At 66.7% G+C, this 20,758-nt stretch carries 29 protein-coding genes; 23 read left to right on the top strand and 6 right to left on the bottom strand.

The window, feature by feature from the left end; all coding sequences use genetic code 11:
* The first annotated feature begins 15 nt into the window (after window positions 1-15).
* From rplB to VH569_RS07075, 19 genes are all read left to right on the top strand, one after another.
* On the top strand, window positions 16-843 hold the full coding sequence (rplB, locus tag VH569_RS07165) for a 50S ribosomal protein L2 (RefSeq protein WP_098740492.1): 828 nt from the start codon (window positions 16-18) through the stop codon (window positions 841-843).
* 12 nt (window positions 844-855) lie between these two features.
* Window positions 856-1,134: a 30S ribosomal protein S19 gene (rpsS, locus tag VH569_RS07160; protein ID WP_012973209.1), complete on the top strand. Its 279-nt coding sequence runs from the start codon at window positions 856-858 to the stop codon at window positions 1,132-1,134.
* Window positions 1,135-1,137: 3 nt separating this feature from the next.
* Window positions 1,138-1,533 carry a 50S ribosomal protein L22 gene (gene rplV / locus VH569_RS07155; RefSeq protein WP_014246892.1) on the top strand — a complete coding sequence of 132 codons (396 nt, stop codon included), beginning with the start codon at window positions 1,138-1,140 and terminating at the stop codon, window positions 1,531-1,533.
* Window positions 1,533-2,282, top strand: coding sequence for a 30S ribosomal protein S3 (gene rpsC / locus VH569_RS07150; RefSeq protein ID WP_098740491.1), 750 nt, complete (start codon window positions 1,533-1,535; stop codon window positions 2,280-2,282). The genes rplV and rpsC overlap by 1 nt, the downstream gene beginning before the upstream one ends.
* Before the next feature lie 12 nt (window positions 2,283-2,294).
* Window positions 2,295-2,726, top strand: coding sequence for a 50S ribosomal protein L16 (rplP, locus tag VH569_RS07145; protein WP_014246894.1), 432 nt, complete (start codon window positions 2,295-2,297; stop codon window positions 2,724-2,726).
* On the top strand, window positions 2,723-2,929 hold the full coding sequence (rpmC, locus tag VH569_RS07140; protein ID WP_098740490.1) for a 50S ribosomal protein L29: 207 nt from the start codon (window positions 2,723-2,725) through the stop codon (window positions 2,927-2,929). Before rplP ends, rpmC begins: the two co-directional genes overlap by 4 nt.
* 12 nt (window positions 2,930-2,941) lie before the next feature.
* Window positions 2,942-3,196 (top strand): 30S ribosomal protein S17, encoded by a 255-nt coding sequence (gene rpsQ / locus VH569_RS07135; RefSeq protein WP_014246895.1) that lies wholly within the window; start codon window positions 2,942-2,944, stop codon window positions 3,194-3,196.
* A 19-nt stretch (window positions 3,197-3,215) separates the two neighbouring features.
* Window positions 3,216-3,584 (top strand): 50S ribosomal protein L14, encoded by a 369-nt coding sequence (gene rplN, locus VH569_RS07130; protein WP_012973215.1) that lies wholly within the window; start codon window positions 3,216-3,218, stop codon window positions 3,582-3,584.
* The gene (gene rplX, locus VH569_RS07125) at window positions 3,584-3,901 is read left to right on the top strand and encodes a 50S ribosomal protein L24 (RefSeq protein WP_014246896.1); all 318 of its coding nucleotides are present in this window, start codon (window positions 3,584-3,586) and stop codon (window positions 3,899-3,901) included. Before rplN ends, rplX begins: the two co-directional genes overlap by 1 nt.
* Window positions 3,902-3,911: 10 nt before the next feature.
* Entirely contained in the window at window positions 3,912-4,454 is a 543-nt protein-coding gene (gene rplE, locus VH569_RS07120) for a 50S ribosomal protein L5 (protein WP_098740489.1), read from the top strand.
* Window positions 4,455-4,469: 15 nt separating this feature from the next.
* The gene (rpsN, locus tag VH569_RS07115) at window positions 4,470-4,775 is read left to right on the top strand and encodes a 30S ribosomal protein S14 (RefSeq protein WP_098740488.1); all 306 of its coding nucleotides are present in this window, start codon (window positions 4,470-4,472) and stop codon (window positions 4,773-4,775) included.
* A 13-nt stretch (window positions 4,776-4,788) separates the two neighbouring features.
* Window positions 4,789-5,187: a 30S ribosomal protein S8 gene (rpsH, locus tag VH569_RS07110; protein WP_085088120.1), complete on the top strand. Its 399-nt coding sequence runs from the start codon at window positions 4,789-4,791 to the stop codon at window positions 5,185-5,187.
* A 13-nt stretch (window positions 5,188-5,200) separates the two neighbouring features.
* The gene (rplF, locus tag VH569_RS07105; RefSeq protein WP_109154399.1) at window positions 5,201-5,734 is read left to right on the top strand and encodes a 50S ribosomal protein L6; all 534 of its coding nucleotides are present in this window, start codon (window positions 5,201-5,203) and stop codon (window positions 5,732-5,734) included.
* Between the two features lie 5 nt (window positions 5,735-5,739).
* Window positions 5,740-6,102 carry a 50S ribosomal protein L18 gene (rplR, locus tag VH569_RS07100; protein WP_098740487.1) on the top strand — a complete coding sequence of 121 codons (363 nt, stop codon included), beginning with the start codon at window positions 5,740-5,742 and terminating at the stop codon, window positions 6,100-6,102.
* A gap of 12 nt (window positions 6,103-6,114) precedes the next feature.
* On the top strand, window positions 6,115-6,684 hold the full coding sequence (gene rpsE / locus VH569_RS07095; RefSeq protein ID WP_014246902.1) for a 30S ribosomal protein S5: 570 nt from the start codon (window positions 6,115-6,117) through the stop codon (window positions 6,682-6,684).
* Window positions 6,685-6,686: 2 nt separating this feature from the next.
* Complete coding sequence (rpmD, locus tag VH569_RS07090) at window positions 6,687-6,878, top strand: 50S ribosomal protein L30 (RefSeq protein ID WP_042694084.1); 192 nt, start codon at window positions 6,687-6,689, stop codon at window positions 6,876-6,878.
* Window positions 6,879-6,882: 4 nt separating this feature from the next.
* Complete coding sequence (rplO, locus tag VH569_RS07085) at window positions 6,883-7,368, top strand: 50S ribosomal protein L15 (protein ID WP_098740485.1); 486 nt, start codon at window positions 6,883-6,885, stop codon at window positions 7,366-7,368.
* 123 nt (window positions 7,369-7,491) lie between these two features.
* Window positions 7,492-8,832, top strand: coding sequence for a preprotein translocase subunit SecY (gene secY / locus VH569_RS07080; RefSeq protein ID WP_098740484.1), 1,341 nt, complete (start codon window positions 7,492-7,494; stop codon window positions 8,830-8,832).
* Window positions 8,832-9,479, top strand: a complete 648-nt coding sequence (locus VH569_RS07075) for an adenylate kinase (RefSeq protein ID WP_423314726.1) — start codon at window positions 8,832-8,834, stop codon at window positions 9,477-9,479. Before secY ends, VH569_RS07075 begins: the two co-directional genes overlap by 1 nt.
* Before the next feature lie 93 nt (window positions 9,480-9,572).
* Here VH569_RS07075 and VH569_RS07070 read toward each other — a convergent pair whose 3' ends face one another.
* From VH569_RS07070 to VH569_RS07060, 3 genes are all read right to left on the bottom strand, one after another.
* Window positions 9,573-10,346 carry a FadR/GntR family transcriptional regulator gene (locus VH569_RS07070; protein WP_423314725.1) on the bottom strand — a complete coding sequence of 258 codons (774 nt, stop codon included), beginning with the start codon at window positions 10,344-10,346 and terminating at the stop codon, window positions 9,573-9,575.
* Between the two features lie 163 nt (window positions 10,347-10,509).
* The gene (locus tag VH569_RS07065; RefSeq protein ID WP_423314724.1) at window positions 10,510-11,427 is read right to left on the bottom strand and encodes a DMT family transporter; all 918 of its coding nucleotides are present in this window, start codon (window positions 11,425-11,427) and stop codon (window positions 10,510-10,512) included.
* A 127-nt stretch (window positions 11,428-11,554) separates the two neighbouring features.
* Window positions 11,555-12,259 (bottom strand): hypothetical protein, encoded by a 705-nt coding sequence (locus tag VH569_RS07060; RefSeq protein ID WP_423314723.1) that lies wholly within the window; start codon window positions 12,257-12,259, stop codon window positions 11,555-11,557.
* A gap of 119 nt (window positions 12,260-12,378) precedes the next feature.
* Between VH569_RS07060 and VH569_RS07055 the strand changes: the two genes are divergently transcribed.
* Complete coding sequence (locus tag VH569_RS07055; RefSeq protein WP_423314722.1) at window positions 12,379-13,236, top strand: N-formylglutamate amidohydrolase; 858 nt, start codon at window positions 12,379-12,381, stop codon at window positions 13,234-13,236.
* An 18-nt stretch (window positions 13,237-13,254) separates the two neighbouring features.
* Window positions 13,255-14,418, top strand: coding sequence for a carboxylate-amine ligase (locus VH569_RS07050; RefSeq protein ID WP_423314721.1), 1,164 nt, complete (start codon window positions 13,255-13,257; stop codon window positions 14,416-14,418).
* Between the two features lie 26 nt (window positions 14,419-14,444).
* Here VH569_RS07050 and VH569_RS07045 read toward each other — a convergent pair whose 3' ends face one another.
* The 3 genes from VH569_RS07045 to VH569_RS07035 all read right to left on the bottom strand — a co-directional run bounded on the left by VH569_RS07045 (window position 14,445) and on the right by VH569_RS07035 (window position 18,276).
* Entirely contained in the window at window positions 14,445-15,527 is a 1,083-nt protein-coding gene (locus tag VH569_RS07045) for an ABC transporter ATP-binding protein (protein WP_423314720.1), read from the bottom strand.
* Window positions 15,524-16,984: an ABC transporter permease gene (locus tag VH569_RS07040; RefSeq protein WP_423314719.1), complete on the bottom strand. Its 1,461-nt coding sequence runs from the start codon at window positions 16,982-16,984 to the stop codon at window positions 15,524-15,526. The genes VH569_RS07045 and VH569_RS07040 overlap by 4 nt, the downstream gene beginning before the upstream one ends.
* A gap of 248 nt (window positions 16,985-17,232) precedes the next feature.
* On the bottom strand, window positions 17,233-18,276 hold the full coding sequence (locus VH569_RS07035; protein ID WP_423314718.1) for an iron ABC transporter substrate-binding protein: 1,044 nt from the start codon (window positions 18,274-18,276) through the stop codon (window positions 17,233-17,235).
* A gap of 314 nt (window positions 18,277-18,590) precedes the next feature.
* Between VH569_RS07035 and VH569_RS07030 the strand changes: the two genes are divergently transcribed.
* On the top strand, window positions 18,591-19,916 hold the full coding sequence (locus tag VH569_RS07030) for an O-acetylhomoserine aminocarboxypropyltransferase (protein ID WP_423314717.1): 1,326 nt from the start codon (window positions 18,591-18,593) through the stop codon (window positions 19,914-19,916).
* A 10-nt stretch (window positions 19,917-19,926) separates the two neighbouring features.
* Window positions 19,927-20,742, top strand: coding sequence for an alpha/beta fold hydrolase (locus VH569_RS07025; RefSeq protein ID WP_423314716.1), 816 nt, complete (start codon window positions 19,927-19,929; stop codon window positions 20,740-20,742).
* The last annotated feature ends 16 nt before the right edge of the window (window positions 20,743-20,758 follow it).

Below are 20,758 nucleotides of genomic sequence, written 5' to 3'. Positions count from 1 at the left end.
CGGGAGTGTGATCCGATGGCTCTGAAGCAATACCGCCCGATTACTCCCTCGCTCCGCCAGCTGGTCATTGTTGACCGCTCGGAGCTGTGGAAGGGCAAGCCGGTCAAGACCCTCACCGAGGGCCTGACCAAGTCTGGTGGCCGCAACAACACCGGCCGCATCACTGCGCGCCGCATGGGTGGCGGTCACAAGCGTACCTACCGTCTGGTGGACTTCAAGCGTCGCAAGTTCGACGTTCCGGCCACCGTCGAGCGGCTGGAATACGATCCGAACCGCACGGCCTTCATTGCGCTGATCAAGTACCAGGATGGGACCCTGTCCTACATCCTGGCGCCGCAGCGCCTGAAGGTCGGCGACACCGTGATCTCCGGCGAGCGCACCGACGTGAAGCCCGGCAACGCGATGCCGCTGAAGAACATCCCGGTCGGTTCGATCGTGCACAACGTCGAGCTGAAGGCCGGCAAGGGTGGTCAGGTGGCTCGTTCCGCCGGTACCTACCTGCAGCTGGTCGGCCGCGACGGCGGCTACGCCCAGCTGAAGCTGCCGTCCGGCGAGCTGCGTATGGTTCGTGGCGAGTGCATGGCCACCCTGGGTGCCGTGTCCAACCCGGACCAGATGAACACCAACCTTGGCAAGGCCGGTCGCAACCGCTGGCTGGGCAAGCGTCCGTCGGTCCGTGGCGTCGCCATGAACCCGATCGACCACCCGCACGGTGGTGGTGAGGGTCGCACCTCGGGCGGCCGTCATCCGGTCACGCCGTGGGGCAAGCCGACCAAGGGCAAGAAGACTCGTCACAACAAGAAGACGGATGGCCTGATCCTGCGCCGCCGTCATTCGAAGTAAGGAGGTCGAACGATGGCACGCTCCGTTTGGAAGGGCCCGTTCGTCGACGGCTATCTGCTGAAGAAGGCGGACAAGAGCCGGGCTTCGGGCCGCAACGAGATCATCAAGATCTGGTCGCGTCGTTCGACCATCCTGCCGCAGTTCGTCGGTCTGACGTTCGGCGTCTACAACGGCCACAAGTTCCTGCCGGTTCTGGTTACCGAGCACATGATCGGTCACAAGTTCGGCGAGTTCGCTCCGACGCGGACCTTCTATGGCCACGCGGCGGACAAGAAGGCGAAGAGGAAGTAAGCCATGGGCAAGTCTGCCAATCCCAGCCGGATCGCGGAGAACGAGGCTCTGGCCCGCAATCCGATGATCCGCACCAGCCCGCGGAAGCTCAACCTCGTCGCCCAGCTCATCCGGAACATGGATGCCAGCCGTGCCGTGGCCGAGCTGACCTTCTCCAAGCGCCGCATCGCCGGCGAAGTGAAGAAGGTCCTGCAGGCCGCGATCGCGAACGCCGAGAACAACCACCAGCTCGACGTCGACCGTCTGTACGTGTCGTCGGCGACGGTCGGTCGCGCTCTGGTGATGAAGCGCTTCCACGCCCGTGCCCGCGGTCGTGGCGCCCGGGTCGAGAAGCTGTTCAGCAACCTGACGATCATCGTCCGCGAGCGTGACGCCGCCGTTGCCGAGGGGGCCGAGTAATGGGTCAGAAAATCAATCCGATCGGGCTGCGCCTCGGCATCAACCGGACCTGGGACAGCCGTTGGTTCGCCAAGCGCGACTACGCCAATCTGCTGCACCAGGACCTGAAGCTGCGTGGCTATCTGCAGGGTCGCCTGCAGCAGGCCGGTTGCTCGCGCGTCGTCATCGAACGTCCGGCCAAGAAGGCCCGCATCACCATTCACTCGGCTCGTCCGGGCGTGGTGATCGGCAAGAAGGGCGCGGACATCGAGAAGCTGCGTCTTGAGCTGTCGAAGATGACCGGCAGCGAGGTGAGCCTGAACATCGTCGAAATCCGCAAGCCGGAAATCGACGCTCGCCTCATCGCCGAGAACATCGCCAGCCAGCTCGAGCGCCGTGTGGCATTTCGTCGCGCCATGAAGCGCGCTGTGCAGTCCGCCATGCGTCTGGGCGCCCAGGGCATCCGGATCAACTGCTCGGGCCGTCTCGGCGGTGCGGAAATCGCCCGCATGGAGTGGTACCGCGAAGGCCGTGTTCCGCTGCACACCCTGCGTGCCGACATCGACTACGGTGTGGGCACTGCCAAGACCACCTACGGCACCTGCGGTGTCAAGGTGTGGGTGTTCAAGGGCGAGGTCATGGCTCACGACCCGATGGCGCAGGACAAGCGCATGGGTACCGAGCCGGTGTCGACCGACGGCGAGCCGCGCCGTGATCGGCACGATCGCCGCGACCGTCGCGAGCGCTCCGAGCGCTCCGAACGCGAGTAAAGGGGCCGAGCGATGCTTTCTCCCAAGCGCACGAAATTCCGTAAGGCCCACAAGGGCCGCATCCACGGCAACGCTAAGGGCGGTACCGCCCTGAACTTCGGCTCTTTCGGCCTCAAGGCCCTGGAGCCGGAGCGCATCACCGCCCGTCAGATCGAAGCGGCCCGCCGCGCGATCACCCGTGCGATGAAGCGTCAGGGCCGCGTCTGGATCCGCATTTTCCCGGACCTCCCCGTCTCCACCAAGCCTGCCGAAGTCCGCATGGGTTCCGGTAAGGGTTCGCCGGAGTACTGGGCGGCTCGCGTGAAGCCGGGCCGCATCCTGTTTGAGCTGGACGGCGTGCCGGCAGATGTGGCAAAAACCGCCTTCGCTCTGGCGGCCGCGAAGCTGCCGATCAAGGTGAAGCTGGTGACCCGCCTGGGCGGTGTCGAGGAGACCGCGGCATGAAGGCCGTAGACATTCGTACGAAGAGCGCGGATGAGCTGAACGATCAGCTCATCCAGCTCAAGAAGGAACAGTTCAACCTGCGTTTCCAGAGGGCCTCCGGCCAGCTGGAGAACACCGCGCGGGTGAACACGGTGCGCCGCGACATCGCCCGCATCAAGACCATCCTCGGCGAGCGTGCCCGCTCCGCCGACGCCGGCAAGTAAGGGGGATCATCCATGCCTCGCCGCGTTCTGCAGGGCACGGTGGTCAGCGACAAGTGCGACAAGACCGTTACGGTTCTTGTCGAGCGCCGTGTCATGCACCCCGTGTACAAGAAGTTCATTCGTCAGTCGAAGAAGTACGCCGCCCACGACGAGGGCAACCTGTTCAAGGTCGGCGATACCGTTTCGATCATCGAATGCCGCCCGATCTCGAAGTCCAAGCGTTGGACGGTCGTGACGGAGTCCGCCGCCGACAGCGGCGCCGCGTGATAACGAAAGGTCGTAAACAATGATCCAGATGCAAACCAACCTGGAAGTCGCCGATAACAGCGGGGCGCGCCGGGTGCAGTGCATCAAGGTGCTTGGCGGGTCCAAGCGGAAGGTCGCGACCGTGGGCGACGTCATCGTCGTCTCGGTCAAGGAGGCCATTCCGAAGGGCCGCGTCAAGAAGGGTGACGTGCATCGCGCCGTCATCGTCCGCACCGCGAAGGAACTGCGTCGGGAGGACGGGTCGGCGATCCGTTTCGACCGGAATGCCGCCGTGCTGATCAACAAGCAGGGCGAGCCGATCGGCACCCGTATTTTCGGGCCGGTCACTCGCGAGCTGCGCGGCAAGAAGTTCATGAAGATCATCTCGCTGGCGCCGGAGGTGCTGTAATGGCCGCCAAGATCAAGACCAAGGACAAGGTTGTTGTCCTGACCGGCCGCGACAAAGGCAAGACCGGCGAGGTGTTGAAGGTTTTCCCCAAGGAGAACCGTGCCGTTGTGCAGGGCGTGAACGTGGTGAAGAAGCACCAGCGTGCCAGCGCCCGCTCGCAGGGTGGCATCATCGAGATGGAGGCGCCGATCAACGTCTCCAATCTCGCTCACGTCGATCCCAAGGATGGCAAGCCGACCCGCGTCGGTTTCAAGATCCTTGAGGATGGCCGCAAGGTGCGTGTCGCCAAGCGGTCCGGCGAAGTCATTGACCTGTGAGGACCCGGGCATGACCGCACGTTTGAAAGAAGTTTACGATTCCAAGATCCGCGCCGCTCTGAAGTCGGAATTCGGCTACAAGAACGACCTGGAAGTTCCGCGGATCGAGAAGATCGTGGTCAACATGGGTGTCGGCGAGGCTGTCGCCGACTCCAAGAAGATCCAGCTCGCCGTGGCCGAGATGGCCGCCATCACCGGCCAGCGGCCGGTGGTGACCAAGTCGCGCAAGTCGATCGCCCAGTTCAAGCTGCGCGAGGGCATGGCGATCGGCTGCAAGGTCACGCTCCGTCGCGACCGCATGTACGAGTTCCTGGATCGCCTGGTGACGATTGCGTTGCCGCGCGTCCGTGACTTCCGCGGTATCCCGGGTGACAGCTTTGATGGCCGTGGCAACTACGCCATGGGTGTCAAGGAGCAGATCATTTTCCCGGAGATCGATTACGACAAGATCGATCAGATCCGCGGCATGGACATCATCATCGTCACTTCGGCGAAGACCGATCAGGAAGCCAAGGCTCTCCTGAAGGGCTTCGACATGCCGTTCGTGAGCTGAGGCTGGAGCACGACCATGGCTAAGACCAGTGCCATCGAAAAGAACAAGCGTCGCGCCAAGCTGGCCAAGCAGTACGCGAACAAGCGTGCGCGCCTGAAGGCAATCGCGAACGACAAGGCCCTCCCGCCGGAAGAGCAATTCGCTGCCCGCCTCAAGCTGGCCGAACTGCCGCGCAACTCCTCGAAGGTGCGCATCCGGAACCGCTGCGAAATGACCGGGCGTCCGCGCGCGTTCTATCGCAAGTTCAAGCTGTCCCGCGTCACGCTCCGCGAATTGGCCTCGACCGGCCAGATTCCGGGCATGACGAAGTCGAGCTGGTAAGGAGGGTCCGAGAATGTCTTTGAGCGATCCGCTCGGCGATATGCTGACCCGCATCCGCAACGGTCAGCACGCCCGCATGTCCGTTGTGGTTTCCCCGGCGTCTAAGCTGCGCGTCAACGTCCTGGAAGTTCTGAAGCGTGAAGGCTTCATCCGCGGCTGGTCCGAGGAAGAACTGCGTCCGGGCGTCAAGAACCTGAAGATCGAGCTGAAGTACCACGAAGGCGAGCCTGTCATTAAGCAGATCGCCCGTGTGTCGAAGCCCGGCCGTCGCGTCTACTCGAAGATCGCCGACCTGCCCCGTGTCTACAACGGGCTCGGTCTGTCGATCCTGTCGACCCCGCGCGGCGTGATGTCGGACAATGAGGCCCGCTCCGCCAACGTTGGCGGTGAAGTCCTCTGCCGCGTGTTCTAAGGGGGATTGGCAGATGTCGCGCATTGGCAAGCATCCCGTGCCGGTCCCGGCTGGCGTCGACGTAAAGGTCGACGGTCAGCAGGTCACGGCCAAGGGCAAGCTGGGGCAACTCAGCATGACCCTGATCGACGACATCACCGCCTCGCTGGAAGACGGCAAGGTGGTGGTGAAGCCGGCAAACGACAGCAAGCGCGCCCGCGTCATGTGGGCGACCTCGCGCACCCTGATCAACAACATGGTCACCGGTGTCAGCCAGGGCTACACGATCAACCTGGAAATCAACGGCGTCGGCTACCGCGCGGCCGTGCAGGGCAAGGAGCTGGTTCTCCAGCTCGGCTTCTCGCACGACGTGAAGTACCCGATCCCGGAAGGCATCACGATCAAGTGTGACAAGCCGACGGCCATCTCGGTCAGCGGCTACGACAAGCACAAGGTCGGCCAGGTCGCCGCCGAGATCCGTGGTTGGAAGAAGCCGGAGCCCTACAAGGGCAAGGGCATCAAGTACGAGACCGAAACCGTCCTGCGCAAGGAAGGTAAGAAGAAGTAACCGCCATGCTGAAGCCAAAGCAACTCCACGAGCGCCGCAAGCAGCGCGTGCGCGCGCAGATTGCCAAGAAGGCCGGCGGGCGTGTTCGCCTCTCGGTCTTCCGGTCCAATCTGCACATCTACGCCCAGATCATCGACGACGTGAACGGCCAGACGCTCGCGTCGGCCTCGTCGCTCGAGAAGGAGCTGCGCGAGCAGCTCAAGCACGGCGGCAACGTCGATGCTGCCAAGCGCATCGGCGAGCTGATCGCCGAGCGCGCCAAGGCCGCTGGGATTACCGAGGTCGTGTTCGACCGCGGTGGTTACATTTACCATGGCCGGGTCAAGGCCCTGGCCGACGCCGCCCGTGAGGGCGGGCTGTCGTTCTAAGGAGGCCCGGATATGGCACGTGAACGTGGGGAGCGGGACAACCGCGACCGGCAGCCGCGCGAGCGGGAAGAAAGCGAGCTGATCGAAAAGCTCGTCGGCATTAACCGCGTTGCCAAGGTGGTCAAGGGTGGTCGTCGCTTCGGCTTCGCCGCTCTGGTCGTCGTTGGCGATGGCAAGGGTCGTGTCGGCGTCGGCTCGGGCAAGGCCCGCGAGGTCCCGGAAGCCATTCGCAAGGCGACCGATCAGGCCAAGCGCGGCATGATCCGCGTCCCGCTGCGCGAAGGCCGTACGCTGCATCATGACACCAACGGCCACTTCGGTGCCGGCAAGGTTGTGCTGCGGGCCGCTCCGGCCGGTACCGGCATCATCGCCGGTGGTCCGATGCGCGCGATCTTCGAAGCTCTCGGCGTCGCTGACGTCGTGACCAAGTCGATCGGCACGTCGAACCCGCACAACATGATCAAGGCGACCTTCGACGCCCTGACCCAGGTCACCAGCCCGCGGTCCGTCGCGGCGCGCCGTGGTCGTCGCGTGAGCGACATCCTCGGTCGTCGCGAGGCCGGCGCCGGTCAGGAGGCCTGATCATGAGCGAGAAGAAGACCGTCGTCGTGACCCAGATCGGCAGCCCGATCGGCCGCAAGCACGACCAGCGCGAAACGCTGGTCGGTCTGGGTCTCAACAAGCTGCACCGGACCCGCGAGCTGGAGGACACTCCGGCCGTGCGGGGCATGATCGCCAAGGTCGCGCACCTGGTCCGCGTCGAGAACGAGGGCTGAGATCATGACCAAGCTTAATGACCTGCGTGACAACGCCGGTGCCCGCAAGGCGCGCATGCGCGTCGGTCGCGGTATCGGTTCGGGCAAGGGCAAGACCGCTGGCCGCGGCGTGAAGGGTCAGACCTCGCGCACCGGTGTGGCGATCAACGGCTTCGAAGGCGGGCAGATGCCTCTGCACCGCCGCCTGCCGAAGCGCGGTTTCCGGAACATCTTCGCCAAGGAATACTCGGTGGTTAACCTGGGCATGGTCCAAAAGGCCATCGACCTGGGCAAGCTGAACGCCGCCGAGACCATCGATGCCGCGGCGCTCAACGCCGCCGGCGTCACCGGCAAGGTGAAGAAGGACGGTGTCCGTCTGCTGGGTAAGGGCGAGCTGACCGCGAAGGTTTCCTTCACGGTCGCCGGCGCGTCCAAGTCGGCGATCGAAGCCGTCGAGAAGGCGGGTGGCAGCGTCACGCTGACCGCTACCGCCGCCGAAGCCGCCGAGTAAAGTTCCACGACAAGCCCGTGCTTGCGCGCGGGCTTTCGGGGCACTACAAAAAGCGAAGTCGCGAGGGGCGGCCTGCGTCATGCAGTGCCGCCCTGTTCGCGCTTACGGGACAGGGATTGGACCATGGCATCAGCGGCCGAGCAGCTTGCCGCCAACATCAATTTCGGGGCTTTCTCCAAGGCGACCGAGCTGAAAAAGCGGATTTGGTTCACCTTGGCGGCCCTGATCGTCTATCGGCTGGGCACCTACATCCCGATTCCGGGCATCGATCCGCACATCCTGCAGGACGTTTTCAAGCAGCAGGGCAGCGGCATCCTCGGGATGTTCGACATGCTGGCCGGCGGTGCGCTCCACCGCATGACCATCTTCGCGCTCAACATCATGCCGTACATCTCGGCTTCCATCATCGTGCAGTTGCTGACCGCCGTGTCGCCGCAGATGGAGGCCATGAAGAAGGAAGGCGAGGCCGGGCGCAAGAAGCTGAACCAGTACACCCGATTCGGCACCGTCGTTCTCGCCACCGTCCAGGCCTACGGTCTCGCGGTCGGGCTTGAGTCGATGCGCGGTTCCACCGGTGCGGCGGTCATCGACCCCGGCCTGTTCTTCCGCATCGCCACGGTCATCACGCTGGTCGGCGGCACCATGTTCCTGATGTGGCTGGGCGAGCAGATCACCGCCCGCGGCATCGGCAACGGCACTTCGCTGATCATCTTCGCCGGCATCGTCGCGGAACTGCCGCGCGCGCTGGTCAACACGCTGGAACTCGGCCGCCAGGGCGCGCTGTCCACCGTCTTCATCATCCTGATGCTGGTGATGGCGGTCGGCGTTGTGTTCTTCATCGTCTTCATGGAACGCGCCCAGCGCCGTCTGCTGGTGCAGTACCCGAAGCGTCAGGTCGGCAACCGGGTGTTCGGCGGCGAAGCGTCGCACCTGCCGCTGAAGATGAACACGGCCGGCGTCATTCCGCCGATCTTCGCCTCGTCGCTGCTGCTGCTGCCGCTGACCGCGGTCGGCTTCGCCGGCGGCGAAGGGCCGGAGTGGCTGCAGGCGGTGTCGCGCTACGTCGCGCACGGCACGCCGCTCTATATGCTGCTTTACGCCTCGCTGATCGTGTTTTTCTGCTTCTTCTACACCGCCATCGTCTTCAATCCGACGGAGACGGCCGACAACCTGCGTAAGTATGGCGGCTTCATCCCCGGCATCCGTCCGGGCAAGAACACCGCCGACCACATCGACTATGTGCTGACGCGGCTGACGGTCATCGGCTCCGCCTACCTTGTGGCGGTTTGTCTCCTCCCCGAAATCCTGATATCCCAGCACTCGGTTCCGTTTTATTTTGGCGGCACCAGCCTGCTGATCGTGGTCACCGTCACGATGGACACGGTTGCGCAGATTCATTCCCACCTGCTGGCCCACCAGTATGAGGGATTGATCAAGAAATCGAAGCTTCGGGGGAGAAAGTAATGAACCTCATACTGCTCGGTCCGCCGGGCGCCGGGAAGGGGACCCAGGCGCGCCGTCTGGAAGACACTCGTGGTCTGGTGCAGTTGTCGACCGGCGACATGCTCCGCGCCATGGTGGCGGAAGGCGGGCCGCTCGGGCAGCAGGCGAAGGAGATCATGGCCGCCGGCAAGCTGATGCCGGACGAGTTGATGGTTAGCATGATCGCCGAACGCATTTCGAAGCCCGACGTGAAGAACGGCTTCATCCTCGACGGGTTCCCGCGCACGGTCGCTCAGGCCGAGGCGCTGGATCGGATGCTGGACGAGAAGGGCCTGAAGCTCGATCACGTGATCGAGATGCGGGTGGTCGACGACGTGCTGGTGGACCGCATCACCGGCCGTTACACCTGCGCCAAGTGCGGCAAGGGCTATCACGACAGCTTCGAAAAGCCGAAGGTCGAGGGCGTCTGCGATGTCTGCGGCAGCACCGAGTTCAAGCGGCGCGCCGACGACAATGCGGAGACGGTGACCACCCGCCTGGGCCAGTACCACCAGCAGACTGCGCCGATCCTGCCCTATTACCAGGGCCGCGGCGTTCTGAATGTGGTGGACGGCATGGCCGACATCGATGAGGTTACCAAACAGATCGGGGCGATCCTCGCCAGCTGAGGGTCGTTACCGTTCGAATAGGACAAGGCCGCAGCCTCTTTCGGGATGGCTGCGGCCTTTTCTTTTTGCCGGCTTGTTGTCGGGCCGCCGGCTTCAGCCGGCGCTGGGCGAAGGGGAGGCGTCGGTCGCGCTGTCGGTGCCGCCGGTGGAATGGTCGGACATCGTGCGGTAGCGCGCCAGGATCCAGCCGAGATGGGCGGTGACGGCGCTCGCGGCGCCGTCCGGGTCACGGCGGACGAGTGCCTGATGGATGGCGCGGTGATGCTCGATCATCAGCGACTCATGGTTTTCCATGAAGGGCTCGGTGTGCTTCATCTCGACCATGTTGCCGAGGATGTCGCGGATGGTCGACAGCAGATGGAGGTAGACCGGGCTGCCGGACGCCTGGGCGACCGCGACATGGAAGTCCATGTCATCCGCCGCACGTCCGCCGTCGCGGTTGGTCTCGCTCATCGCCGCCAGGATGCGGCCGATGGTGTCGATCTGCTCCGGTGTCGCGCGTTCCGCGGCACGGCGGGCGGCCCAGCTCTCCAGCGCCATGCGGATTTCGACGAGGTCGCACAGGTTCTGGTGGGTGCTGCGCACCATCGCCGTCAGCGCGCCGTCCATCATGCCGGCCGATGACACGACACGGGTGCCACCGCCCTGGACTGCGGTCAGGAAGCCCTGCGTCTTCAGCTTCTGCAGCGCAGCGCGGACGGAGACCCGGCTGACATGCAGCTGTTCCGCCAGCTGACGCTCGCCCGGCAGACGTTCCCCCGGCACCAGCTCGCCACGCGCAATGCGGTCGAGGAGCTGTTGGGCCACCCATTCCGAAATGCGCTGGGAAGAGGAGGGGACGTGAACGCTGTCGTCGGTGCCGGGCACGGGTTGTTCCCCTTTGGTCGGAAGGCGGTTCATTGCTGAATGGTCATACCGGTAGCGGTCCCGGCGGGTGCGGTCAATGCCCGACCGCCGTGCTGCGGCGCCTTGCCCACGGGATGGAAAACTATGGCGGCGATGGCAATGGGCAACTGCCCGGACCTGGGCGTCAGCGGCCGCCGGGACGGGCGAGTAGAATGCCCACGAGGATCACCGCGGCACCCAGTGCCTGCAAGGGGCCCAGCGGCTCGCTCAGGAGAATCCAGGCGAGGATGGCCGCCGCCGCCGGTTGAAGCAGCAGGCTGACCGACGAGAAGGACGCCGGCAGATGCGCCAGGGCGTAGGCGATCAGGCTCTGGCCGCAGGCATGGCTGAACAGGGCGAGGCCGGCCAGAACGGCCCAGCCGGACGCGCTCGCCGGCAGCATCGCTTCGCCGTCATACAGGCCGATCGGCAACAGCACCAAGGCGGATATCGCGCCGCTCCAGGTCATGATGGTGGCGGTGGAGAATTCCGCGCGCAGCCGCCCGACCGACAGGATGTAGCCGGCATAGAAGGCGGCGGTGAGCAGGGCCAGCCCATCGCCGAACAGATGGTCGGCATCGAGTTGGAAGCTCTCGCCCATCAGCACGATGGCGCCGGCCAGCGCCAGCAGCATGCCCATGACGAAGCGGCGGGTGATCCGCTCCTTGAACAGGAACCAGGCGGCCGGCGCCACGTAGAGCGGGGCGAAGTTCGCCAGCAGCGTGGAGTTGGCGACCGAGGTGTAGCGAATCGAGGTGTGCCAGATCGCGAGGTCGCCGGCGAAGAACAGGCCGGCCAACGACAGGCGGGCATAGTCGGAGACCGAGGAGGGGCGGCGGCTGGAACGCCCGTCCCGTTGCCGCGACTCGGCAGCCATCCATAGCCCCAGTGCCGGCATCGCCAACGCGGTCCGCCAGAAGCCGGTGGCGACCGGTCCGACCTCCGACAGCCGGACGAAGATGGGGGCAAAGGCGATGCCCAAGGCGCCGACCAGCAGCGCGATCAGGGCGATGCGCTGGGTCCGGTACGCATGATCGGCTGGGAAGGCACTGGCGTCTGGCATGGACCGCTTATAACGGCCGCCCGGTTACCGGGCCAGCGGGACGCAAGTCATGGCTGCCGTGCGCCTCCGGGACTCTCCCGGAGGCTGCCGGCGGCGGCCGGGGAAACAGTGGCCGGGAAACGGTGGATCAGCGCGGACGGATGCGGCGCAGTGCGACCGACTCGTCGTCTTCCGAGCCGAAATCGTCATAGTGGACCGGGCAGCGGCCGTCCTTGCGGGGATGGTCCTTGACGGTGGCCGGATACCAGTCGCCCTTCCATTCCACCGACACCCGCATGCCGGGCTGGCACAGCGACGAACCGGCGGCATAGCCACCGTTGTTGGACATCGGAGCGGCCCCCGTCGGTGCCTGCATCATCGGCGCCTGGACGCCGCCCGGCGGCACCGGGCTCAGCATCGGTGCGACGGGCGCCGGCTTTTCCTGGTCGCAGAAGGCGGTGCAGACGCGTTTGGCGACCACCTGTCCGCCGCAGCTTCCGCCGAAGCAGTCGCGATAGTCGGATTCGCAGCGCGCTTCGCAGCTGCTGTTGCCGCAGGAGTAGGAGCGGTCGAAATCGCCGACCGACTTCTTGATCGGCTTCTTCTCCGCCTGCTGGCGGTTGACGTAGGCCTGATATTCGTAGAGGGCGCGCGACCGTGCCTCGTTCACGCAGGCCTGTTGCGACATGCCGCAATTCTGCCGGCAATAGTTGCGGTTCTGCTGGCATTGGTTGACGCAGAGCCGACCTTCGGCCGAGCTTGGCGGGACGAGGCTGTACTGCGTCTCATAAACGGGTCCGCAAGCGCTGAGCAGCGCCATCACGGCAAGGCAGAGGGAAAGCAGGCGAAGCATGCGGGTCGTCTTCCGGGTGGGTTCGCGCGGAGAGGGAAGGACAGCCTACCAGCTTGCCGTTCGAGCTACCACCATCGGCCGCGCTTCCGCCCGGCGTGGCGGTTGCGTTAGTGTGGCATATGGCCACATCACCCTCCGAACATCGCCAGCCCGTCACCGCGCCCGCACCGGCGCCGCGCAGTCTCCCTCCGCTGCTGGGCCCCGACGATCCGCCGCCGGCGACAACGCTGAACCCGGATGCCGGGGGACCGCTGCTGCTGCTGTGCGACCACGCATCGCGCGCGGTTCCGCGGTCGCTGGGCGACCTCGGTCTGCCGGAGGAGCAGCTCTGCCGCCACATCGCCTACGACATCGGCGCTGCCGAGGTGACGCGGCGGCTGGCGGAGCGGTTCGGCGCCACCGCGGTGCTTTCCGGATTCTCCCGGCTGGTGATCGATCCGAACCGGGCTCTGGATGATCCGACCGCCATCCCGGTGGTCAGCGACGATGTGGTGATCCCCGGCAACCGTGCGCTCGACGCCGAGGCACAGGCGCAGCGGGTTGAGGCGCTGTTCAAGCCCTACCACGCCGCGGTCGCGGCTGCGGTGGCCTCGATCCGCGCCCGCGGGCAGGTGCCGGTGCTGGTTTCGGTGCACAGCTTCACCCCGGCGATGCGCGGGGTGGCGCGGCCCTGGCACATCGGCGTGCTGTGGGACAACGATCCGCGCCTGCCGGTGCCGCTGATCGAGGCGCTGAAGGCCGACAACCGCTGGTGCGTCGGCGACAACCAGCCCTATTCCGGCCGCGGCACGCTGGGCGGCACGGTGGAGACCCATGCGACCCCCGCCGGCTACCCCAATGTCCTGCTTGAGGTGCGGCAGGATCTGATCGCCACGCCGGAGGGCGCCGATCTCTGGGCGCAGGTGATCGGCGATGCGCTGGAACCTCTGCTCTCCCTGCCGTCGCTGACGGTCGTCCACCATTATCCCCGGGCCTGACACCGCATGGAAAGCACCGTGACCGAACCGTCCTTCACCCTCGGCCTGGAAGAGGAATATCTGCTGGTCGACCGCGGCACGCGCGACATCGTGCCCAGCCCGCCGGACGAGATGCTGGAAGCCTGCCAGGAACAGGCGCCCGGCCGCATCCATCCGGAATTCCTGCGCTGCCAGATCGAGGTGGGAACGCCGGTCTGCAAGACGCTGGACGAGGCGCGGGCCGAGCTGGCTGCACTGCGCGGCACGGTGGCCGGGGTGGCCGACCGCTACGGGCTGGCGCCCATCGCCGCCTCCACCCATCCCTTCGCCGCGTGGGAGCCGCAGAAGCACACCAACCGCGACCGCTACAACATGCTGGCCCGCGACCTCGGTGCGCCGGCCCGCCGGCTGATGATCTGCGGCATGCATGTCCATGTCGGGATCGAGGATGACGACCTGCGCATCGATCTGATGAATCAGGTCCGCTATTTCCTGCCGCACCTGCTGGCGCTGTCGACCTCCTCGCCCTTCTGGCGCGGGCGCGACATGGAGCGCCGCTCCTACCGGCTCAGCGTCTGGCACGAGCTGCCGCGCACCGGCATGCCCGCCGGCTTCCAGAGCTATGGCGAGTACCAGAGCCACGTCGCGGTGCTGGTGAATGCCGGGGTGATCGAGGATGCCAGCAAGCTGTGGTGGGACATCCGCCCGTCCTCGCGCTTCCCGACGCTGGAGATGCGCATCACCGACATCTGCACCCGGCTGGACGATGCGGTGACGGTGGCGGCGCTGTATCGCTGCCTGCTGCGCATGCTGTGGCGGCTGAAGCTGCGCAACGTCACCTGGAGGCCCTACAAGAACCTGCTGATCGAGGAAAACCGCTGGCGCGCCCAGCGCTATGGGCTGGACAGCGGGCTGGTCGATTTCGGGCAGGGCCGCATCGTGCCCTATGCCGACCTGCTGGATGAGATCATCGACCTGACCCGCGAAGATGCCGAGCATTTCGGATGCACCGCCGAGGTCGGGCGGGCGCGCGATATCCTCAGGCGCGGCACCAGCGCGCACCGGCAGATTGAGATCTTCCAGGCGGCGCTCGCCGATGGCGCCAGCGAGGACGAGGCTTTGCGGCGGGTGGTGGACTGGCTGGCGGAGGAGACGATGGTGGGGGTGCGGGACGAGCCGTCACCGGCGGGCGTCACCGCCTGATCCGCCCCCCGGCGTCCACAGACTTGTCAGCGCAGGGGCGTGTCGAAGAGATGCGCCTCGCCCTCGACATGGATGCGGACGCGGCTGCCGATCCTCGGCAGGTCCAGGCTGGAATGGCGCAGGAGCAGCGGGTTGCGCTGCCCCGGCACATTGCCGAGCGCCACCGCGACCTTGCAGACGGAGCCGCCGAACTCGACGTCGATGACCCGGCCCCAGCTTTCCGCAGTGCTTTCTCTGGTGTCTGGCGGGGCGTCGCGGTCGTCGATCACCAGCCGGAGCTGCTCGGGGCGCAGCATGATCTCGCCCGCGCCGCGTCGGGGGCCGGCGGTCACCGGCAGCCGGCCGAGACTGCAACTCGCCCAGCCGTTTTCGACATCCGCCGGCAGGATGATCGCATCGCCGAGGAACGCTGCCGTCTCGCGGTCGCGCGGCCGTCGATACAGCTCCTGGGGTGAGCCGACCTGCGTCAGGCGGCCTTCGCGCATCACCGCCACCTGATCGGCGAAGGACAGCGCTTCGGCCTGGTCGTGGGTGACGAGGATCGTCGCGATTCCGGCTTCGCAGAGCACCCGGGCGACGGTGCGGCGCAGGGAGTCGCGCAAGCCGGTGTCGAGCGCCGAGAAAGGCTCGTCGAGCAGCATCAGGGCCGGTTTGCGGGCGAGCGCGCGGGCGAGCGCCACGCGCTGTTGCTGGCCGCCGGACAGCTCGTGCGGCCGGCGCTCCAGCATTTGCGGATCGAGTTCCACCGCGTCCAGCAGTTCCAGGATGCGGCTCCGCCGGCCGGCATCGCCGCGCTCCAGCCCGAAGCCGATGTTGTCGGCGATGCTGAGATGCGGGAACAGCGCACCATCCTGCGGCACATAGCCGATGCCGCGGCGGTGGGCCGGCACGACGCCAGCGCCGTCCATCAGCGGGTGCCCGTCGAGCAGGATCCGGCCGCTGTCGGCGGATTCGAAGCCAGCGACGATGCGCAGAAGCGTGGTCTTCCCCGACCCGGAGCGGCCGACGATGGCGGTGCGGCTGCCGGCATGCACCGAGAGGTCGACATCCTCCAGCGCCACCGCCTCGCCATACCGTTTTCCCAGTCCCTGAACCTGAAGGAAGCTCATCGTCCGGCGGCCCGTTTCGATTGGATGTGGAGAAGGATCGTCATCGGCAACGACGCGGCGACCATCATCACCGCATAGGGGGCGGCCCCCGCATAGTCGATCTCGCTGGTCAGCGACCAGAATTCGGTGGCGAGCGTGCGCGTGCCGCTGGGGGCGAGCATCAGGGTCGCCGTCAGCTCGTTGGTGATGCCGAGCGCCACCATCGCCATGCTGGCCGCCGCGCCGGGGGCGGCGAGCCGGAAGGTGATCTGGCGCACCGCCTGCAACGGCGTCCGGCCCAGCGCCATGGCCGCCCGCTCCAGTTCGACCGGCGCCTGGGCGAGGCTGGCCCGCAGTCCGACCAGGGCCCGCGGCAGGAACAGCAGCAGGTAGGCCAGCAGCACCGTGCCAACGGTCTGGTAGAGCGGCAGCGCGACCCGTACGGTGATCGTCACCAGCGAAAGCGCGACGACCACCCCCGGCAGCGAGCCGACATAGTAATGGCAGGCTTCCAGAACCCGCTGGAGCCGGCCGGGGGCACGCACCGACAGCCAGGCCATCGGTGCGGCGGCGAGCGTGGTCAGCAGCGCGCCGGCCAGCGCCAGGGCGACGGTCTGGACGATGGCGCCGCCGATGTCGGCACCCTGCCAGATGCGGGAGCCGCCGATGGCGAGCCAGCGGCCGAGCGTCAGCAGTGGGACGCCGAGCGAGAGCGCAGCGAACAGCAGCGGGATCAGCAGGCAAAGCAAGGTCGCGCGGCCGAGTTCGGCCGGGGCGGCCCGCCTTGCGGCGCCGCTGCCGACGCGCGCGTAGCGTTCCTGCCCGCGCAGCAGCACCTCGCCGCCCATCAGTCCCATGCAGAGCAGCACCAGAACGCCGGCCAGCATGTTCGCCGCCGGGCCGTTGTAGGCCGACTGGAACTGGTCGACGATGGCGGTGGTGAAGGTGTCGAACTGGATCATGACGTAGAGGCCGTATTCGGCCAGCAGATGCAGGCCGATCAGCAGCGAGCCGCCGCAGACCGCCAGACGCAGCTGGGGCAACACCACCGTCAGGAACACCCGCCACGGTCCGTGGCCGAGCGAGGCGGCGACATCCTCCATCGTCGGATCGAGCCGGCGCAGCTGGGCGGCCACCGGCAAATAGAGGAACGGCGAGTAGGCGAGCACCGAGACCAGAACCGCCGCCGCCAGCCCATGCAGGCCGGGCGCAACGGTGACCCAGGCATAGCTGTGGACGAAGGCGGGTACGGCCAGCGGCGCCACCGCCAGCCAGGCCCAGAACCGCCGTCCCGGCAGGTCGGACCGCTCGGTCAGCCAGGCCAGCGTGACCGCCACCAGGATCGAAAGCGGCAGGGTCAGCAGCACCAGCAGCAGCGTGTTCACCAGCAATTCGCCGACCCGGCGGCGGAACACCAGTTCGACCACCGTGTCCCATCCGGTCTGGATGGTGATCCAGACGACGAAGGCGAGCGGCATCAGCGCAAGCGCCGCGACCACCGAGGTGACGGCGAGGACAGGCAGCCCCGCCCGCTGCGGACGGCGCGCGACGACGAGGGAGGCCGCGGCGTGGAGCGTGGGGCGGTCGCGGTCCGCCTGCGGCTGGGAAGAGTGCGGGTGAAGAGCGATGACGGTGAACTCCGGAACCGGCTCCGGGTCCGTCCGGATGGACGGGCCTGAACTGCCGCCGCCCGCGGGTTCGATGCCGCGGGCGACGGCAGATTGGATTACAGCAGGCCGGCCGCAGTCATCAAGTCGGTGACGGCCTTATTGTTGAGGGCCTCCGGCTTGACCTTCGGCGCCTGCAGCTTGTCGAGCGGCTCCAGCTTCGCATTGGAGGCGATGCCGCCGGCAACGGCGTATTCATAGGAATCGCCGTCGCGCAGCACTTCCTGCCCGCCCTTGCCGGTGAGGAACTTCACGAAGGTCTCGGCCTCGCGCTTGTTCTTGCTGGAGCCCAGGACGCCGGCGCCGGAGATGCTGACGAACGCGCCGGGATCGCCGTTGCGGAAATAGTGCAGGGCGACGTTCTTGCTGTTCTCGCCGCCGGTGCGGGCCTGATCGCCGATGTAATAATAATGGTAGATCACCGCGCCCTCGACCTCGCCGGCATTCACCGCCTTCATGGCGACGCTGTTGCCGCGGTAGGGCTTGGCGTTCTCCTTCATCGCCTTCAGCCAGGAGGCGGTGGCCGCCTCGCCCTTCAGCTGGAGGAGCGCGCCGACGATGGCCTGGAAATCGGCTCCGGCGGGCGAGGCGGCCCAGCGGCCCTTCCACTCCGGATTGGCGAGGTCGAGCAGCGACTTCGGCAGCTTGTCCTGCGTCAGCTTGCCGGTGTTGTAGGCGAAGACGGTGGAGCGGGCGGCGATGCCGACCCAATGGCCGTTGGCCGGGCGGAAGCTCTCGGGCACCGGGGCCAGCGTTTCGGCGCCGAGCGGTGCGAACAGCCCGGCATTATCGACCAGGGCCATCGCCGGCGAATTCTCCGTCAGGAAAACGTCGGCGGGGGAGGCGGCACCCTCCTGCACGATCTGGTTCCCCAGCTCCATGTCGCTGCCGTTGCGCACCGTCACCTTGATGCCGGTTTCGCGGGTGAAGCGCTCCACCCACTCCTTGGTCAGGCTGGCGTGCTGGGCGTTGTAGACCGTGATGCCGTCGTTACTCGGCGTCGCCTGGGCGGAAGCGGTGCCGGTGAGGGCCACGACCGGCAGGGCGGCGAGAGCGGAGGCAAGGGCGAGCGACCGGACGAACCGGGAACGGGAGATCTTCATTCCAACCTCTTCTTCGGACAGGCCTGGCCTGGGGGCCAAGCCCGGTGGGCAGAGCCATCGCCGCCTTTTAGTCCCTCCCGGTACTTGTTGCAACTTGTTCTCATTCGCGTAAACTTGTCCGTTGGCGGGCTTTTTCGTCGATCCAACCGCCTTGACGCGCGCGTCACGTCTCCATACGCTTCCGCACCGTCGATGCCGCAGGAATGCGGGTTGAACAGGGCTGGCAAATAAGACGCTGAAAAGCAAAGAGGGCCGCTCCATCGCAGGCGGCCCTCTTTTAATTTTCGGTGCCAACTTCGAGGGGAGGGGGGAGCATGGCTGGCGCCAAGTTCCTGAAGTTCGACACGCAGAGCCTGCATGCGGGGCAGAAGCCCGATCCGGCAACCGGGGCGCGGGCGGTTCCGATCCACCTGACCTCCTCCTACGTCTTCAGCGACGTCGATCAGGCGGCGGCCCTGTTCAACCTGGAGCGGCCTGGCCACATCTATTCGCGCATCTCCAACCCCACCGTCGCGGTGCTGGAAGAGCGGCTGGCGACGCTGGAAGGCGGGGTGGGCGCGGTCTGCACCGCCAGCGGACAGGCGGCGCTGACGCTCGCGATCATGACGCTGATGGGGGCGGGCGGGCACATCGTCGCCTCCTCTTCCATCTACGGCGGCAGCCGCAACCTGCTGGCCTATACCCTGCCGCGCTTCGGTATCACCACGACCTTCGTCCATCCGCGCGACTTCGACGGCATCCGCGCCGCGATCCGTCCGGAAACCCGGCTGGTCTTCGGCGAGGTGCTGGGCAATCCCGGGCTGGAGGTGCTGGACGTGCCGAAGGTCGCGGCCATCGCACATGATGCCGGCATTCCGCTGCTGATCGACTCGACCTTCACCACCCCCTATCTCTGCCGGCCGTTCGAGCATGGCGCCGATCTGGTCATGCATTCCTGCACCAAGTGGCTGAGCGGGCATGGCACCGCCATCGGCGGCGTGGTGATCGACGGCGGTCGCTTCGACTGGGAGGCGTCGGGCAAGTTCCCGACCCTGACCGAGCCCTATGCCGGCTATCACGGCATCGATTTCGCCGAGGAGTACGGCCCGGCCGCCTTCATCGCCCGTGCCCGTGCCGAGGGTCTGCGCGACTTCGGCGCCTGCATGAGCCCGATGAACGCCTTCCAGATCCTGCAGGGCGTGGAGACGCTGCCGCTGCGGATGAAGTGCCACATCCACAACGCCCGCAAGGTCGTCTGCTTCCTGGAAGGGGAGTTGAATTCGGAGAAGGGTGCGGTCGCCTGGGTCTCCTATCCGGAGCTTGTCGACCATCCCGACCATGCGCTGGCCGCCCGGCTGCTGCCGCATGGCGCCGGTTCGATCATCTCCTTCGGCATCCGGGCCGGTGCGCAGGGCGGCGGCCGCGAGGCTGGACGGCGCTTCATCGAGTCGCTGACGCTGTTCTCGCACCTCGCCAATGTCGGCGACGCCAAGTCGCTGGTGATCCATCCGGCCAGCACCACCCACGCCCAGCTCGATGCCGAAGCGCTCGCCGCCTCCGGGGTGGGGGAGGACATGATCCGCCTGTCCATCGGGCTGGAGGATTGCGAAGACCTGATCGACGATCTGAAGCAGGCGCTGCGCGCCGCCACCAAGGGCTGAGGGCCGCGCCATGCAACTGACCGTCAACGGAAACCCCGTCTTCGTCCACACCGGCGGCCGGGACATCGACCCCGCGCGTCCGGCTGTCGTGCTGATCCACGGCGCCGGCATGGACCACAGCGTGTGGAGCCTGCAAAGCCGCTATCTCGCCCACCATGGCCGCTCCGTCCTGGCGGTCGATCTGCCCGGCCATGGCCGCTCCGGCGGCGAGCCGCTGGACAGCATCGCCGCCATCGCCGACTGGGTGATCGCCCTGCTCGACGCCGCCGGGCTGGAGCGGGCGGTGCTGGTCGGCCACTCCATGGGTGCGCTGGTGGCGCTGGACGCCGCCGCCCGCCATGAGGGGCGGGTCGAGGCGGTGGCATTGCTGGGCGTGGCGGAACGGATGCCGGTCCATCCGGACCTGCTGGCCGCGGCCCATGCCGGCGAACAGTCGGCCATCGAGATGGTGATCGGCTGGGGCTCCGGCCCGCGCGGCCATGGCGGCGCCCAGGGTGGCGGTTGCCCGACGCCGGGGCTGGCGCTGATCCCCGGCGGACGCCAGCTGATGGCTTCGGTGCGTCCGGGCGTGCTGGGCGTCGATCTCGCCGCCTGCAACGACTATGGGCAGGGGGCCGATGCCGCTGCGATGGTCGGCTGTCCGGCGCTGTTCCTGTTGGGCGCGCTCGACAAGATGACCCCGGCGAAGGCCGGACGGTCGCTGGCCGCCCGCGTCAAGACATCGCAGGTCGTCGTCCTGCCGCAGACCGGGCATATGGTGATGACCGAGTCCCCCGATGCGGTGCTGGAATCATTGGCATCCTTCCTGTCCCTGCGGCGGGGATAGGGGTTTCAACGCGGAA

This window comes from Azospirillum sp. 11R-A (genome assembly GCF_049472615.1).
Taxonomy (GTDB): Bacteria; Pseudomonadota; Alphaproteobacteria; order Azospirillales; family Azospirillaceae; genus Azospirillum; species Azospirillum palustre.
This window is presented reverse-complemented; position numbering and strand designations above follow the sequence as displayed.